This window comes from Stenotrophomonas sp. 112478_Sma, assembly GCF_056479905.1.
On record NZ_CM151072.1, the window covers coordinates 102407 to 117479 of the forward strand.

The 15073-nt window shown below is 70.9% G+C and carries 10 protein-coding genes; 2 read left to right on the plus strand and 8 right to left on the minus strand.

Features of this window, described 5'->3' with window-relative positions; translation table 11 throughout:
- Positions 1–2 precede the first annotated feature (2 nt).
- Positions 3–1976, plus strand: coding sequence for a M56 family metallopeptidase (locus tag ACZK08_RS00440; RefSeq protein ID WP_065182093.1), 1974 nt, complete (start codon positions 3–5; stop codon positions 1974–1976).
- An 86-nt stretch (positions 1977–2062) separates the two neighbouring features.
- Here ACZK08_RS00440 and ACZK08_RS00445 read toward each other — a convergent pair whose 3' ends face one another.
- The 4 genes from ACZK08_RS00445 to ACZK08_RS00460 form a co-directional block, all read right to left on the minus strand.
- Positions 2063–2398, minus strand: coding sequence for an I78 family peptidase inhibitor (locus ACZK08_RS00445; protein ID WP_065182092.1), 336 nt, complete (start codon positions 2396–2398; stop codon positions 2063–2065).
- A 17-nt stretch (positions 2399–2415) separates the two neighbouring features.
- Positions 2416–4545 carry a DUF4132 domain-containing protein gene (locus tag ACZK08_RS00450; protein WP_065182091.1) on the minus strand — a complete coding sequence of 710 codons (2130 nt, stop codon included), beginning with the start codon at positions 4543–4545 and terminating at the stop codon, positions 2416–2418.
- A 132-nt stretch (positions 4546–4677) separates the two neighbouring features.
- Positions 4678–5718 (minus strand): ribonuclease H-like domain-containing protein, encoded by a 1041-nt coding sequence (locus ACZK08_RS00455; RefSeq protein WP_065182090.1) that lies wholly within the window; start codon positions 5716–5718, stop codon positions 4678–4680.
- Positions 5715–8204 (minus strand): DEAD/DEAH box helicase, encoded by a 2490-nt coding sequence (locus ACZK08_RS00460; protein ID WP_065182089.1) that lies wholly within the window; start codon positions 8202–8204, stop codon positions 5715–5717. The genes ACZK08_RS00455 and ACZK08_RS00460 overlap by 4 nt, the downstream gene beginning before the upstream one ends.
- Positions 8205–8508: 304 nt before the next feature.
- On the opposite strand from ACZK08_RS00460, the gene ACZK08_RS00465 reads away from it, so the two are divergent.
- The gene (locus ACZK08_RS00465) at positions 8509–9027 is read left to right on the plus strand and encodes a hypothetical protein (protein WP_065182088.1); all 519 of its coding nucleotides are present in this window, start codon (positions 8509–8511) and stop codon (positions 9025–9027) included.
- 18 nt (positions 9028–9045) lie between these two features.
- Here ACZK08_RS00465 and ACZK08_RS00470 read toward each other — a convergent pair whose 3' ends face one another.
- From ACZK08_RS00470 to ACZK08_RS00485, 4 genes are read right to left on the minus strand one after another with little or no spacing between them, the layout of a single operon-like run.
- The gene (locus ACZK08_RS00470) at positions 9046–10875 is read right to left on the minus strand and encodes a hypothetical protein (protein WP_065182087.1); all 1830 of its coding nucleotides are present in this window, start codon (positions 10873–10875) and stop codon (positions 9046–9048) included.
- Positions 10872–13052, minus strand: a complete 2181-nt coding sequence (locus tag ACZK08_RS00475; RefSeq protein ID WP_065182086.1) for a hypothetical protein — start codon at positions 13050–13052, stop codon at positions 10872–10874. Before ACZK08_RS00475 ends, ACZK08_RS00470 begins: the two co-directional genes overlap by 4 nt.
- Entirely contained in the window at positions 13049–14176 is a 1128-nt protein-coding gene (locus ACZK08_RS00480; protein WP_065182085.1) for a BatA domain-containing protein, read from the minus strand. Before ACZK08_RS00480 ends, ACZK08_RS00475 begins: the two co-directional genes overlap by 4 nt.
- Positions 14173–15066 carry a DUF58 domain-containing protein gene (locus tag ACZK08_RS00485; RefSeq protein ID WP_065182084.1) on the minus strand — a complete coding sequence of 298 codons (894 nt, stop codon included), beginning with the start codon at positions 15064–15066 and terminating at the stop codon, positions 14173–14175. Before ACZK08_RS00485 ends, ACZK08_RS00480 begins: the two co-directional genes overlap by 4 nt.
- Positions 15067–15073: the final 7 nt, after the last annotated feature.

The window sequence follows — 15073 nt, forward strand, 5'->3', positions numbered from 1 at the left end:
CCATGGACACCACGATGCTGATCCCGATGCTGGAACGGCTGGGCTGGACCAGCCTGCAGACCGTGCTGCTGGTGGCGCTGGTGTATGCCGTGTGCCGGCTGATGCCGTCGCTGTCGGCCGCCACGCGTTGTCGGTTGTGGTGGCTGGTTTCGTTGCAGGCCGTGCTCGGCCTGGTGTGGAGCCAGCCGGTGCAGCTGCCCTGGTTGCCCGCGTCGCCGTCGGTGGCGATGACCGCTGCCGATATCGCTGCCGATGTGGTCTATCCGCTGTCTGCGGAAGGCTCCGCGCAGCTGCTGGCCACGATGCCGGTGGAGGTCGTGGCGACGCCCGCAACAGCGTGGTGGGCGCTTGCACTGGCCGCGCTGTGGGCCTCCGGTGTGCTGCTGATGGCCTGGCGCACCCTGGCGGAGTGGCGGCGTTGCCGCGCGCTGCTGGCCGCCGCGTATCCCTGCGAGGACGCGGCGCTGGTGCAGGCGCTGCACCTGGCCGCCGACGCGCATGGACTTCGCCGCCCGCCGCGCCTGTGGATGAGCGCACAGATCGATGCGCCGCAGCTGGTCGGGCCGCTGCGCCCGGTGCTGCTGCTGCCGGCCGGTGACACTGCACTGCAGGGCGACGCGCTGGACCTGGCATTGACCCATGAACTGCAGCACCTGCAGCGTCGTGACCTGCAGTGGGGATTGTTGCCGTCACTGGCGCAGCACCTGTTCTTCTTCCACCCGCTGCTGCGGCTGTCGGTGCGTGAGTACGCCCAGGCCCGGGAAGAAGCGGTGGATGAGGCGGTGGTGGGCCAGCATGGGGCCAGTCGCCACGCGTACGGGCGTCTGCTGCTGCAGCTGGGCGTTGCACCGCAGCCGCACCTGGGGGTGGCCAGTGCGGCGCCGGACACGACCAGCCTCAAGCGCCGGCTGCTTTCGCTGCAGCCGCGCAAAGCCTGCCCGCGCGTGCTCGCAGTTGCCCTGACCGCCGTGGTGCTGGTGGTGGGTGTGGCGCCGATGCGACTGGTCGCAGCGCCGGTGCCGCCGGCGCCTCCCGCACCGCCGGCAGCCCCGAAGCCCCTGTCGCCGCCGCCGGCTCCGAAGGCACCGCCGGCGCCGGCAGCGTCGGCGCGCCTGCCGGCCGTGCCGGTTCCCCCCGCGCCGCCGGCTGACGTGACCGGGCCGGACGATGTGACCGGACCCGATGATGCCGATGTGGGGGCCTTCGACGATGCGACCGACGTGGACGAGGACCATGACGGCATGACCTCTACCGGCACCTCCATCACCACCTACGGGACGTTGGATCTGGGCGAGTCGCCGCGCCAGGCCTATGTGCTGGTGGATGGGGATTCGACCTTCGCCAATGGCGGCATCGATGACGTGGCGCAGGCCCGCAGGCAGCTCGGCAAGGGACCGGCACTGTGGTTCCGCCAGGGTGACAAGCGCTACGTGGTGCGTGATCCGATGCTGGTGCAGTCACTGCAACGTGCCTATGCCGGCGCGGCGGAACTGGGCCGTCAGCAGGGCGAACTGGGACGCCAGCAGAGCGTGCTGGGTCGCCAGCAGGGCGAGCTCGGCCGCCGGCAGGGCGAACTGGGCCGGTTGCAGAGCGAACATGCACGCCAGATCGCGCAGGATGCGATGCGCACTGCGCGCAGTGCGATGGCTGCCCATGACATCAATCGTGAAGCGGCGGCCGAAGCGGCCAGGGCCGCGCGTGACTCGGTCGACGATGCAGCGCTCGCGCGGCAGGCCGCCGCTGAAGCGCGGCGCGCCCTTCAGGCTGCTCGTGATGACGAACGCCAGTCGGGGCGGAGCAGCGAGATGGGTCGGCTGGCCGGAGAGCAGGCCGCGCTGGCCAGCCGCCAGGCGGCGCTGGGCAGCCAGCAGGCCGCGCTCGGCGAACGCCAGGCACGCCTGCACGAGCAGGCCTCGCGACAGGCGCAGCAGGTGATCGCCCGTGCGCTGGCCAATGGCAAGGCCCAGCAGCTGTGAAGCGGCGGTAGCGCCGGGCCATGCCCGGCGTGCCCAGCGACGTGCATGCGGATGGAAACCGCCGGGCGCGGCCCGGCGTTAGCGGCTCAACCGCAGTTGGCGCGCACGATCCGGTTCTGCGCGTCGACCTCGATGGTGACCCGGTCCTCGCGGAAATCCATGGTCACCGCCATGCCGGGCTTCACCACCCGCGCCGTGCGTGCACCACTGGCTTGAACTACCTGCTTCACCGTGGCCTCGTCGGCGGTCCTGCCTGCCAGCCCCTCCAGCTTTTCCGGGTTGCATCGCTGCGGGCTTCCTGCGACATGCGGAGGCCGGGGTGCAGGATCGCTGCTGCTGCCACTGCCTGCACTGCCGCCCGCATGGCTGCAGGCGGCCAGCGGCAGGGTACAACCGAGCATCAACCAGAGACTGGAACGCATCGCGGATCCTCCACGCATCAGGAGCCGACAGTCTCATCGATCGGGGCTTCAGGGGGCGTCAATACCCGTTCGGCGAGCTGTTCGATGCGGCCCAGCAGCTGCGCCAGCACGGCGTCGTCGTAAGGCAGCCAGCGGCGTGGCCGCGCCGGCAGGTCCGGCAGGGCCAGCGTCTGCCCGGCAAGGCTGGCGCGGGCGGTGGCCAGGTGCAGCCTGTAGTGGCCGACCTGCACATGGCGGCGCTGGAAGGTCATCAGGTCACGCTGCGGATGAGCGGCCAGCAGATGCTCCAGGGTGCGCCCGCGCAAGCGGACCATGCGGGCCGGCGGCAGTGGCATGCCCTCGCCACCGCATGCGCAGGTACTGGCCAGCAGGTCGAGTTCGCGCAGCAGTTCGGACGCCACCACTGCGGGCAGCTCGCGCGCCTGCACCGGTTGCCACGCGTCGCGATGCTGCCGCTGGAACTGGACGCGGCCGCTGCGGATCTCACCGGCAAGGCCATGCGACAGCGGTGCTGACAGCTGCCAGCCGATCCGCCACGGGCCTTTGGCCAACATCAGCTGGCCGCTGTCATCGCCGTGCCAGCCTTGCCGACGGGCCAGCCCGGCCAAGGTCGCCACCGACAGCGTCAGCCCATTGAATGCAGCGGTATCGGCGGGTTCGCCGCGGGCGTCCAGATAGTGTTCGCGGAACACCTGGCGAAGCGGTTGCCGGCAGCGCTGCTCGATCAGCCGCGCGCGCCAGGCGGCGCGCAGATGGGGTTGGCTGCGGGCGGGATGCCACAGGCGCAGGCGGTTGCGGCCCTGCAACGCGACCACGATGCCATGCGCATCGGCGAACGCCTCTGCGCCGTCCACCGGCATCGCATCGATCCAGTGCCCGCGCGCATCGGCGAGCTGCCAGACCAGGCCCTGCAGCAGGGTGGCCAATGCCGGTTGCTGGCACGCGTCGCGCCAGTCCTGCAGTGCCCACTCGCCGCCCAGCACGAACGTGGCCTCCAGGGCACGGGCCAGGCTGGCCAGTGAGCGCCTGCCGGCGGCAATGACCGGCAGGCGCAGCAGCAGTTGCGGGCGCTGTGCGAGGCGGCGTTCGGCGGCGGCCAGATGGCGGTCCAGCTTCCGCGCGATGCCGGCATGGCGCACCTGCGACCGCGCCAGCGCCAGCGCGGCGATGGCCTCGGGGGTGGGCATCGCATTGACCGCCTTGGCCAGCGCCACAGCCACCGATTGCGAGGGCAGGGTCCGGGCGGCGGTCGGGGCAACGCACACCGGTGGCAGCACCTGCGCCAGCAAGGGCCGCAGCCAGGGCGCATCGCATTCCAGTGCCGCGCGCGTGGCACGCCAGAGCACACCGGCTTCGGCGATGCTGAAGGCACGGTCAGCGATGTAGGGCGCCTGGCCACTGTGGATCGCCTGCAGGCGCTGCGCTGCCTGCTGCAATGCCTGCTCGGCGAACTGCAGGTAGGTGTCGTGTTCGCTCAGTGGCTGCAGATCGGCGGGTGCCGGATCGATGTCGGCCTCGGTGGGGTACAGCTCGGCGATGCGGGCATGGCGCAACAGGTCCTGCAACGGCCAGTGCGCCACCAGGCGCAGCTCATCACGCAGCAGCGGGTGCGCGCTGCAGGCGTCCAGCAGCGAGGCCAGCGTTCCGCTGCCGTCGGCACCGGCACAGCGCGCCAATGCCAGCAGCGACAGTGCATCGCTGCCGGCTTCGACGCTTGCCCCGGCGTGAAGGCCGCAGTGCTGCAGCAATGCCAGCGCGGGCGCCTGCAGCCGCTCGTGGCCAGGCTCGGTGCAGCGCGCAAGCAGGGCCACGCCGTCGACCGGACGAAGCGCGCCCGACCGTGTACCGGTGCTGCGCCGGGACAAGCGCAGCAGTGCAGCGGCGCAGATCGCAACGGTAAGACGGGGCTGCCGCTGCGCGTCGGCGTCGAGAATGCGGTGCGCCCACTGGCGCGCGCTATCCGTGAGCGGCAGCCCGTCGCACCCCAGGGCCATCGGCAGCAGGCTGGCCAGTTGCCCGTCATCCAGCCGGGCCAGCAGCGCCGCCTGGTCCTCGCCATGGAATCCGGCCAGCGTGCTGGACGCCTCCGTGCCGGCCAGCAGGGCAGCAAGGGAGCGCAGCTGGGGGCCCGGGACCTGGGTGCTCATGGAACCTCCGTGTCGTGAGCCGCGCCAGTCTCCGGCGGGGCCGCCTGGGGGTCCAGCGGCAGGGCATCATTCTGCCAACCCCATCGCATTCAGTCGTAAAGTGACACCGTCCGCGAACGCGCAGGACCCGGCTCAGGCCATGCCGGGCGGCGCCTGCAGGGCGAGCAGTTCGCGCTCCTGTGCTTCCTCGCGGACCAGCCGCTGCAGCAGCAGGGCCAGGGTCACCACGTCCTGGTGATTGTGATCGGCCACCCGGCGCAGGTTCACCGCGTCGCCGCCGCGCAGGAACCGCAGCCACGCGCCCGGTGCCTCCGATCCCGGCAGATCGTCTTCGCGGATCACGCGCAGCAGCTGGCGCTCGATGGTGGACAGCCTGCAGTTCTCCCAGGTGCCGCGATAGCGGCGGCGGGTCGGATACAGCAGGTCGACATGATCCAGGGCACTGATCGGGTCGCGTTGGCGCGCCAGCCGGTAGCGCGCCTTCAGCAGGGGCGCATCGTAGCTGCGGCCGTTGTAGCTGCAGAACACCGTGGAGGGCTGCAGCCAGCCGGCGAAGGTGGCCAGCATCGCCTCTTCGGCAGCCATCGTCGATATCAGCAGCTGGCGGATGCGCAGGCCTTCGCCGCGCTGCGGGCAGGTGTACCAGTCGGCAGCACCGATCATGAAGGCGCGGGTACCGGTGCCGCCGGCCAGCCCGGTGGTCTCGGTATCGAAGAACAGCAGGTCGTGCGCGGCCACGTGCTCGTTCTCGCGCCGGGCGAACGCCAGCGACAGGGGAACCTTCGGAACCGGCTGCGGCTGCAGGGATTCGATCAGGAACAGGCCTGGCGCGATCTCCTCGCCGGGCAGCCGCCGGTCCTGTGCGGTCGCGTGCACGGGCGCTGCGCTGCCGCGTGTGCGCAATCCCAGCAGGCGATGCAGGCTGCCGACGTGGGGCTGCCGCAACGGTGGCGTGGTGGGGGCGGGTGTCATGACGGCCGGGCCGGTCGGCTTGTGGCGGATCTCCTGTTCAACCCAGGCGAATACCGAGCGTTCGGCCGGTGGCTGCCGTGCATCATTGGCCGCTGCCGGGACGACCGCTGCGGGCGCCGCCGCCGTGACAGCCGGCGGCCCGGCCTTCGGGTCGCCCGCCTGCTTCCGCAGCAGACGCAGCTTGTCCAGGCTCAGGCTCACGGTGCCAGCAGCTCCACGGCGCCACGGGTGGCGGGCACCGCATCGGGCACGTGCTGGCAGGCGTCGGCATCGAACAGGTCCAGCACGCGCAATGCCAGTGCGCGCGGCGAGGTCTCGTCCTCCTCCTGCGCCGCCAGTACTGGGCCGACGCAGGCTGGACAGCCCGCCGTGCAGTCGCAGCGCTGCACGAGTTCGCGCGCGCGCTGCACCAGCTCCGCCTGGCGCTGCCACAGGGGTTCGCTCAGGCCGACGCCACCCGGGAAGTTGTCGTACAGGTAGACGGTCGGCACGAACACCTGCAGCAGCTCGACCGCGCCCGGATCGCCATCGCTGCCGCGCAGCTGGCCGCGGCCGCTCTGGTCGGCAACCGCGAACCATGCACCGTCGCCATTGCCGACCGACTTCTGCAGATCGCGTGCGTCGGCCATCACCGCCACCGTAGCGACGATGTGCAGCGCGTAGGCGGCACCCAGGAAGCCATCCAGCGCGTCCTGCCGGCTGGCGAACGCACGCAGCAGCAGCGCCTGCGGCAGCTGCCACCACACTGCGGTGGTGTGCAGTTCCTGGTCGGGCAGGTTGACCGGGCCGTAGCCGATGTTCTCGTGGGTGTAGTACCGGATCTTCTTGTAGCCGGCCACGCGGCGCACCACGTGCACTTCGCCGTGGTGCGAATCGCCGCGACCGGCCACGCCGCCGTCGAAACGATCCAGCACCTTGAGCTTGGTGAAGTCGATGCTGTCGGTGTAGTAGTCCACGTGGGTGCGGGTGACGTAGGCCTTGCGCCCCTCCCAGTCCAGCGTCTCCACCTGGTACGGCGTGGACTGCACCATGTGGATGGCGCCCTCGTACAGGGTCAGCGCGGCGGCGGAGTAATCGACCTCGGCGATGATCTGCTGGCGGCCGTCGCTGCGGTCGACCACCACGAAGTTGCCGTCGGCCACCGCGCGTAGGCTCACCGCGTTGGCCGGATAGCTGTCGGCGATCCACTCCCAGCGCTCGCCCTCGCGATGGACCACGTCGGTCTCGGCCAGGGCTTCCAGGAACACCTCCGGATCGATCGGGCCGAAGCCATCGCCGACCCGGAACGGCAGCTCGAAGGCCGCGCAGCGGATGTGGTCGAACAGGATCAGTGGCTGGTCCGGGGCGATGCGCGCATGTTCGGGCGAGGCTTCGGCGAAGAAGTCCGGATGGCGTACCACGTACTGGTCCAGCGGCTGCGAACTGGCCACCATCACGCCCAGCGCGGGCTGCTGGCGGCGTCCGGCGCGGCCGAAACGCTGCCAGGTGGCGGCCACGCTGCCCGGATAGCCGTTGAGGATCACCACGTCCAGGCTGCCGATATCCACGCCCAGCTCCAGCGCCGAGGTGCTGACGATGCCATCGATGCTGCCCGCGCGCATGGCGCGTTCGGTCTCGCGACGCTCGGTGGGCAGGTAACCGCCGCGATAGGCGCGTATGCGCGGTGGCTTGCGCGGATCGTGGTCGAAGATGTCCTTCAGGTACTTGGTGAGCACTTCGACCATCAGCCGCGTCTGCGCGAACACCAGGGTCTTGAGGCCGGACTTGATCGCGATGCGGGCGATGCGGTTGCTCTGCGAACGCGCCGATGCACGCAGGCCCAGGTCCGGGTTGATGACCGGCGGGTTCCACAACAGCACCTGCTTCGGTCCGCTGGGCGCACCGGACTCGGTGATGGCGGTGACCGGTGCTTCGATCAGGGCCTCGGCATGTGCCTGCGGATTGCCGATGGTGGCCGAGCACAGGATGAACTGGGGTTGCACGCCATAGAACGCACAGATGCGCTTGAGCCGGCGCAGTACGTTGGTGACATGGCTGCCGAACACGCCGCGGTAGGTATGCACTTCGTCGATGACGATGTAGCGCAGGTTCTCGAAGAACTGCGCCCACTTGGTGTGATGCGGCAGGATCGCCTGGTGCAGCATGTCGGGATTGGATACCACGATGTCGCCATGCAGGCGGATCGCCTGCCGCGCGTCCCCGGGCGTGTCGCCATCGAAGGTGAACGCCTTCACCCCGAGATCGCCGGCGCGGTTGAGCTCCAGCAGTTCGGCCACCTGGTCCTGCGCCAGCGCCTTGGTGGGGAACAGGTACAGCGCCTTGGCGTTGTCCTGCATGGCCGCGCTGACCACCGGCAGGGTGTAGCACAGCGACTTGCCGCTGGCGGTTGGGGTAACGATGGCCACATGCTCGCCGCGCTGGCTGGCCTCCCAGGCCTCGGCCTGGTGGCTGTACAGCTGTTCGATGCCACGTGCCTTCAATGCGGCGGCAAGGGCCGGCGGTACCGATTCCGGAATGGGCGCATATCGGCCCTCGCGGCCGGGGATGGCAAAGCTGCCGGTGATGCGGTCGTGGTAGCGGCGCTGCAGGCGCGCGCTGAGCAGGGCACCGTCGCGGGCGGGGAGACCGTCGCGGGTCGCGAGTTGCTGCTCCGCGTCGGCGGTGCGCTTGGCGAGTTCGTAGGCCATGGGTGCACGGATTCCAGGGGGGCACATGGCACCACAGATGGGTCTCAGAATGTGAGACCCCGCAGCGGGACGGAGTGAACCGTTCAGTGCGCGGGCGGCAGCCGGACGTCGAATCCAGTGAAACGCCTGCCGCGCGCGCCGGAACAACGGGCTGGCTCGCCTCGAACAAATGACAGGTGCACCTCGCGGGCGCGGACGTGCAGTCCACTTCAGCGCGGGCTGAACAGCGCGCGCCGTTCCAACGAAATCTGAAGCCGCCATCCGTATCCTCAGGCGAAGGACGCAACCAACAGGGGCGGTAGGGGTGGCACGACGAGCAACGCAGGGAGCACTTCTGGCCGGCCTGGTGCTGGCCGGTACCGCGCAGGCGCAGCAGGCGCCATCACCCGTATCGGTGGTGCCCGAACCCGGGCAGACCGTCGCCGCACTGCCGGAGCCTGTCGTGACCCCCGAAGGCACGCCCGCGCAGGGCAACGTCACCACCCTCGGCGAAGTGCGCGCGCTGAAGCCTGAAGACGATCAGCCACTGGATCTGTACCGCTTCAGGAACCCGGTGAAGATCGAGAACAACCGCTTCAGCCGCAACTGGAGTGAACCGCCGACGCCCGAGCAGGTAAGCATGGCCGGCGGCTACGTGATGATGGGTGTGGTCAAGGGCTTGCTGGCGGCGGGCAAGGGCTTGAACAAGATCACCGGGGGGCCGGATCAGATCCAGTCCGCCATCGCACGGCCACCGCCGGAACTGAGCGCGGAACAGCAGCGTCGCGCGCTGCAGTTCTGTGCGCAGCAGGAGGGTTGCGGTGGTGCACCGCCGCTGAAGTGAGCGAAGGATGGGGGGAAGCTATGCCGTACGGGCAACGCCGGGCGGCCGCCGTTCCAGCCACCACAGCAGCGACGCACACAGCACGAAGGCCAGCCACCATGGCCAGCGTGATCCCGGCACGGGCTGTGTCGCCTGTGCCTTGACCGGTGCGGAGGTGGCCAGGGCCTGTGCCGTCGCATCGATCATTCCCTGCCGGTGCAGCGCCGCTGCATCCGTCCTGTCGAACACATAGCGCCAGTAGGAGCGTTCGCCCTGCTGCAGCCGGTGCCAACCGGCCTCGCGTGGCCACCAGCCGGCACAGCGTGCGCTGCCGGTGCCGCCGTCCACGATCAGCGCCACCGACGCGCCCTGTGCATCGAACACCTGCAACGGCGCCTGCACATCGCACAGGGCCTGTCGTTCCCCGGCCCACGCAATCGGCTGCGGCGACCACGGCGCGGTGCTGCCACCCTGCGCGCGCGCCAGGGTGCCGACCACATCGCTCCACAGCTCGCCATGGCGATCGTCGCGGCCGGCCAGCACCCAGCGCCACGTGTCGGTCAGCGGCAGCAGGCCGATGCGGCCCTTGCCGGCATCGCGCCAGCCTCCGATGGCAGCGCCACTGCGGTCGTGCAGCAGTGCGGTGGTGGCAGGCACCTGCAGGGCAAGCTGTTCCAAGGTGGGCAGCGCGGCGGCATGCGAATCACGATCAGCCTCTTCGCCATCGCGGGTGGGCAGCGTGCCGGACGCCAGCGGACCGCGTCGGGCTGCCAGCATCGCGCTGTCACCATCGCCGGGCAGCGTGACGCTGCGGCTGGCGCCATCGCCCTGCACGGGCAGGCCGAGCTCACGCAGGCGTTGCCGCGCTCCGGCCGATGGCACGCCGGCACTGCGGACCAGCACACCAAGGCCCTCGTGCATGGCCTGGCGCACCGCTGCGAGCTGGCCACTCCCCAGCGTGGCCAGGCTGCGCTCGTCCAGCAGCAGCAGGTCGGTGCGCGCCAATGATGCCGCGTCCAGACCGACCTGACCTTCGCTGATGCTGAGGCCGGCGCCCGTGTCGGCCTGCATCTGCACGTCGATGCCGGCATCGGTGGCCCAGCGTCGCAGGTATTTCAGTTCGGGTCCCGGCGTGCCGGCGCGGATCTGCAGGCGGACCCGCGTGGCCGGCAGGGTCTGCTGGGGTACGGGAACGGTATCGACGACATGGCCTTCGCCATCCAGCAGGCGCAGGCGGAACACGCTGCGGCCTTCGGCACGGGCCACGCCACTCAGTCGTACCCGTCCGTCCTCGGTCAGCGGGGCGCGGTCGATCACCGTGTCAGCCGGGTCCAGCAGCTCAGCCTGTGCGCGGGGGACGCCGCGGGCCTGCGCCTGCACGTCGAAGCGCGCGCCAGGGGCGACATCCGCGGGCAGCTGCAGCGCGGTCCAGCCGCGAGGGGCGGGCGGTGCCTGCCAATGGACCTGCGCGGGCAGCGTGGCGTCGCGGTCGCGTGCCTCCAGGCCGGCGCCGACCAGGGTCAGCCGCGTCGAGGGATGCTGGCGCAGCGCGGTCGCCAGGTCCGGCACACGCGTCGCGCCCGGCACCTGGGCGGCTTCGGGCAACAGGATGAGCGGTCCCTCGCTTGCCGGCTGCGCGCTGGCCCTTCCGGCATCGGCACCCAGCACCACCAGGCCCGCAGCGGGCTGCTGCCGTGCGGGCGGCAGCAGGCATGCGTACAGCAGTGCAGCGGCGATGACCTGCAGGCCGAGCACGGCCAACAGCGGGCCACGCGGTCGCGCCGGTGCGCGCAGCTGGCGCGCGCTGGCGACGAACACGATCAGCACCAGGACAAGCGCGACCCACAGAGCCGGTGCCGACAGGTTCATGGCTGCGCCTCCAGTGCATCCAGGTATCGCTGCCCCATCGCATCGGCCGTGCTGCGACGTGTGGCCTGCGGCACGGGGCGCTGCAGCGCCCTCCACAGCTGTGCCCGCAGGCGCTGCCGGCAGTTGGCACAGCCCGGCTCGATGCGCAGCTGTTCGATGGCGGCCGCCAGGTCGAGCGCGTCGGGCAGGTAGGTCGCATTGCGCTGCTGCCAGCCCGCCAGCGCGTCCAGATCCGGCGTGCCGTCGCCGTCCCCCAGTCGTTGCCAGGCCTCGACGATGGCCGGGTCCGGTGCCGTGCGTGCCGTCAGTGGCAGCTGTCGGCTGGCCAGCCCGGCGCGGTCGCCGCCCAGGCGCCGGCCCTCATCGATCGGCGGCAGTTCCGGGCCGACGCGGGCCAGGTAGATGCGTTCGGCCTGCTGGACCTGCTTGATGAATCCCAGTGCCTTGTAGGCGTACGGCAGCGCCTGCTCCGGGCGTCCCTGGCGCAGCTCGCCTTCGGAGGCCCACATCTGGTCGAGTGCCGCTTTCAACGTCGCGCGGGTCTGCGGATCGAGCAGGGTCGCCGCCTCGGCGTGGTCGTGCGTGTGGCCATACTCGGTCAGCACGTCCGTGGCGCTGCCGAACACCGGTGGCGTATCGGCGTTGCCTGCGTTGCCGCCGTGGTCGTGGCCATGCGCGTCGTGGTCGCCGGTCTGCGGCTGCGCCGCGTGGTCATGATCATGGTCGTGATCGTCGCCGTGGTCGTCTGCGGTGGGGGCGTCACTGGTCGGCAGGTCGCTGGTCGGCGGCGGCTTCGGTGCGCCTTCGCTCTCTTCACCAAGGAACTGGCCGTAGCGCAGGCGCAGGATGCGCTGGTCGACGCCGATGGCGTCGCTGCGCTTGACGAAGTCATCGGCGGCCAGGCTGCGCCGCTGGCGGATCAGCGCCTCCGCATCGAGGATGATCTGCCGTTGGCTGCGGAAGTAGGCCGGCAGGGTCTTCTTGATGCGGCCTTCCAGCTCGGCGCCCAGCACCGCCTCGCTGCTGGGCAGGCGCAGGATCACGCTGCTGCTGCGGCCGGTCTGGGGTGTCGGGGCATGGTTGTCGCGCACCTCCAGCTGGGCGATCACATCGTTGCCGGGCTGCGCTCCCAGTGCACCCAGATCCAGCGTGTGAGCGAACCGTCGCGCTGTTGCTTCGCCACTGCCGGTGAGCGTCACGCTGCGCTGGACGAAGGTGATGTTCTCGCCGCTGCCCTGGGTGAGGGTGATCGACAGGCGGGCCTGCGTGGCCACGCCGTGATCGTCGCTGGCCTCGAAGCGCAGTGCCCACTGGCGCTGCCCGGGCGTGCCCAGTACCAGGCTGGCAGCGGGCTCCAGCACGCGTACGGTCGGGGCACGGTCCGCCACCACGTCCAGGCGGTACAGGCGTGTCGTGGCCAATGCCGGTTCGCTGACCACGCGGTACAGCACCGGTGCACGTGCCACATCCTGCGCCTGCCAGTGGCCGTCGCGCTCGCTCAGCGGCAAGCGCCGGCCATCGTGGAACTGCAGCCATGCGCTGCGGGGCGCACGATCAAAGCGCAGCGACCACGACAGGCGGCTGTCGGCGGCGACCTTGGCATCGAGTGCGTTCTGGTTATGGGGTGGTTGACCCGTATAGGCCGGAGCCTCGATACGCAGGCGGGCGGACTGCAGCTGCAACGGGCCCGCAGCTGCCGGGGCAGCGGGGCGCGACGAGGACACGCCCAGCGTGGACGAACCGGACCGTGGCCAGCCCAACGCAAGCAGTGCGACGGCGATCCCTCCGACCCAGCACAGCAGCAACGCGCCGCGCGGCCAGCGCGGACGCAGTTCCGGCATGGCGCGTTCGAGCGCGGCCTGCACATGGTCGCGCTGGCGCTGCTGCAGCGGATTGAGTGCGGCAGGATCGGCGAACAGCAGGTCGGCGCTGTCTTCGCTGGCCCCGCTGCCGTCAAGCCGGCGCTGCACCCAGTGGCGGTCCAGGCGGCGGGCACGGACCGTGGCCAGCACTGTGCAGGCGAGCAGAGTGGCGGTAGCAACGATGCAGGCGATATCGAAACCGCCCAGGCGCAGTGCAAGTGTGGTCGTGGCCAGCGCCCACGGCAGTCCCAGCAGCAGAGTGATGGCGCCGCTGCGGCGCCGTGCGCGCTGCCAGGCGCGTTGCAGCATCGTCATGCGGGCAGCCTCCGCCGCGCGCTGCTGGCCATCCAGCGCTCCAGTGCAAACAACAACACGATGGCCAGCAGCAGCCAGGCGGTGGGCTCACGCACGGCAGGCGTGGCAGCCGGCAGGGCGACCTGGCGCGGTGCGTGATCCTGCGCATCGCCTGAGCGCGGCGGTGGCGCGGGTTGCAACGCCTGCAGCAGGGTGTGCGGCAGGCGGGCATCGCGCAGCGCGGCATTGCCTGCGGCATTCCATTCGCCGGGCAGGAACAGCAGGCGGCCGTGGCCAACGCGCTGCTGCCACAGCAGCGTCGCGCCTTCGGCGTCGCGCAGCAGCGGGCGTGCATCCGCTGCCGGCCGGGCGGCGGTCAGCACGCTGCCACCGTCCTGCAGCCATGCCTGCCAGTGAGCGGGCAGCGCATCGGCGCGGCTCCAGACACCGACTTCACCCGAAGCGGGCAGCGCATCCGCAGGCAAGGCGGGCGCGGGTGATCGGGTGCCCCATGCGCGCTGCAGCGCAGCCAGCCAGCGCTGTGCTGCGGCCGGGGCATCAGCGTGCATGCGCAGTTGCGGCAGCGGGGTGGGCGCGGCCGTTGCAGCGGTCGCACGGGGATGTGTCTGCCATTGCACCGCCCGCGAGAGCTGCAGGCGCATGCCGTCGAGGCCGGCCAGCGGATCAGGCACGTGCACGGTCAGCGCGGTGCCGGTCGGCAGCTGCGCATCCAGTTCGCGCAGCAGGCTGGGCAGGGCCACATCCGTGGCCGGTGGTGGCTGGTCGATGGTGGGGAATCCGGGCGCAAGCCAGCGCCAGTTGTCGTCGCCGGCAGGAGCGCCGGCATGCAGCGCGGTCGCATCCAGACCGGGTGCGACGACCGTCCATGCGCCGGTAGCCGGCGCCGGTCCGGTCAATGCCGGCCGCGCCAGCAGCACGGCCAGCGCGGCAAGCAGCAGCAACCGCACCAGCAGCAGCGGCCAGTCATCGAAGCGGATGCGCTGGCGCGGGCGGATCCGTGCACGCAGCCAGCGCAGCGCGGCGAAGTCCAGCGGCGTGTAGGGATGGCGACGCGCGAGATGGATCAGCAGCGGCAGCAGCCACGCCGCCAGTGCGGCCAGCCCGAGCGGAAACAGCAGGCTCACGCGCCGCCCCCGCGGCCGAACAGCGCCTGCAGCGGCTGGTCCACCGGTTGATCGAGCCAGCCGGTGGTACTGGCGATGCCACTGGCCTGCAGCCGCAGGTGCAGTGCTGTGTGTGCAGCGGTGAAACGCTGCAGGTAGTCGGCGCGGATCGCCGCGCCATCGCCGAGCAGTTCCTCGCCGGTTTCAGGGTCGCGGAACCGATGGCCGGCATCGAACGGGAAGTCGCGCTCGTCGGCGGTCAGCACCTGCAGCAGCAGTACCTCGCGGCGTGCACTGGCCAGCTGCTCCAGCAGCACGATGCCGGCGTCATCAAAGCCATCGCCGATGGCCAGCAGCAGGTCGCCCGGGCGAACGCGCTCCCACAGCGGGCGCAGCGTGTCACGGGCGGGCCAGCCGCCTCGTGGCTGCAGGGCATGCAGTTGCAGGTGCACGCGGTCGCGCTGGCGTGCGCCCTGCGCTGCGGCTACCAGCTGCAGGCCGTCGCCGGTGACGGTCAGCAGGCCGAAATGATCGCCCTGCTGCAGTGCCAGCTCGCAGACACAGGCGGCCAGCATGCGCATGTGATCCAGGCGGCTGCGTGCCGGCGCGCCACGGTCGGACTGGCCGGCCGATGCGGTGGCATCGAGCAGCAGCCATACCGTGATCGGGCTTTCGCGCTCCGACTCGCGCACGAAGAAGCGGTCCGAGCGCGCGTACAGTTTCCAGTCGATCTGGCGCAGTTCATCGCCGGGTTCGTAGGCGCGGTACTGGGCGAATTCCAGGCCGGCGCCACGACTGCGGCTCGCGTGCTGGCCGATGCCGCTCGCGCCGCTGGCCAGACGTGGCCGCAACCGCAGCGCGCGCAGGCGCGCTCGCAGTTCGGGAGGCAGGACCAGCGTGCCAGCACTCACGCGTGGA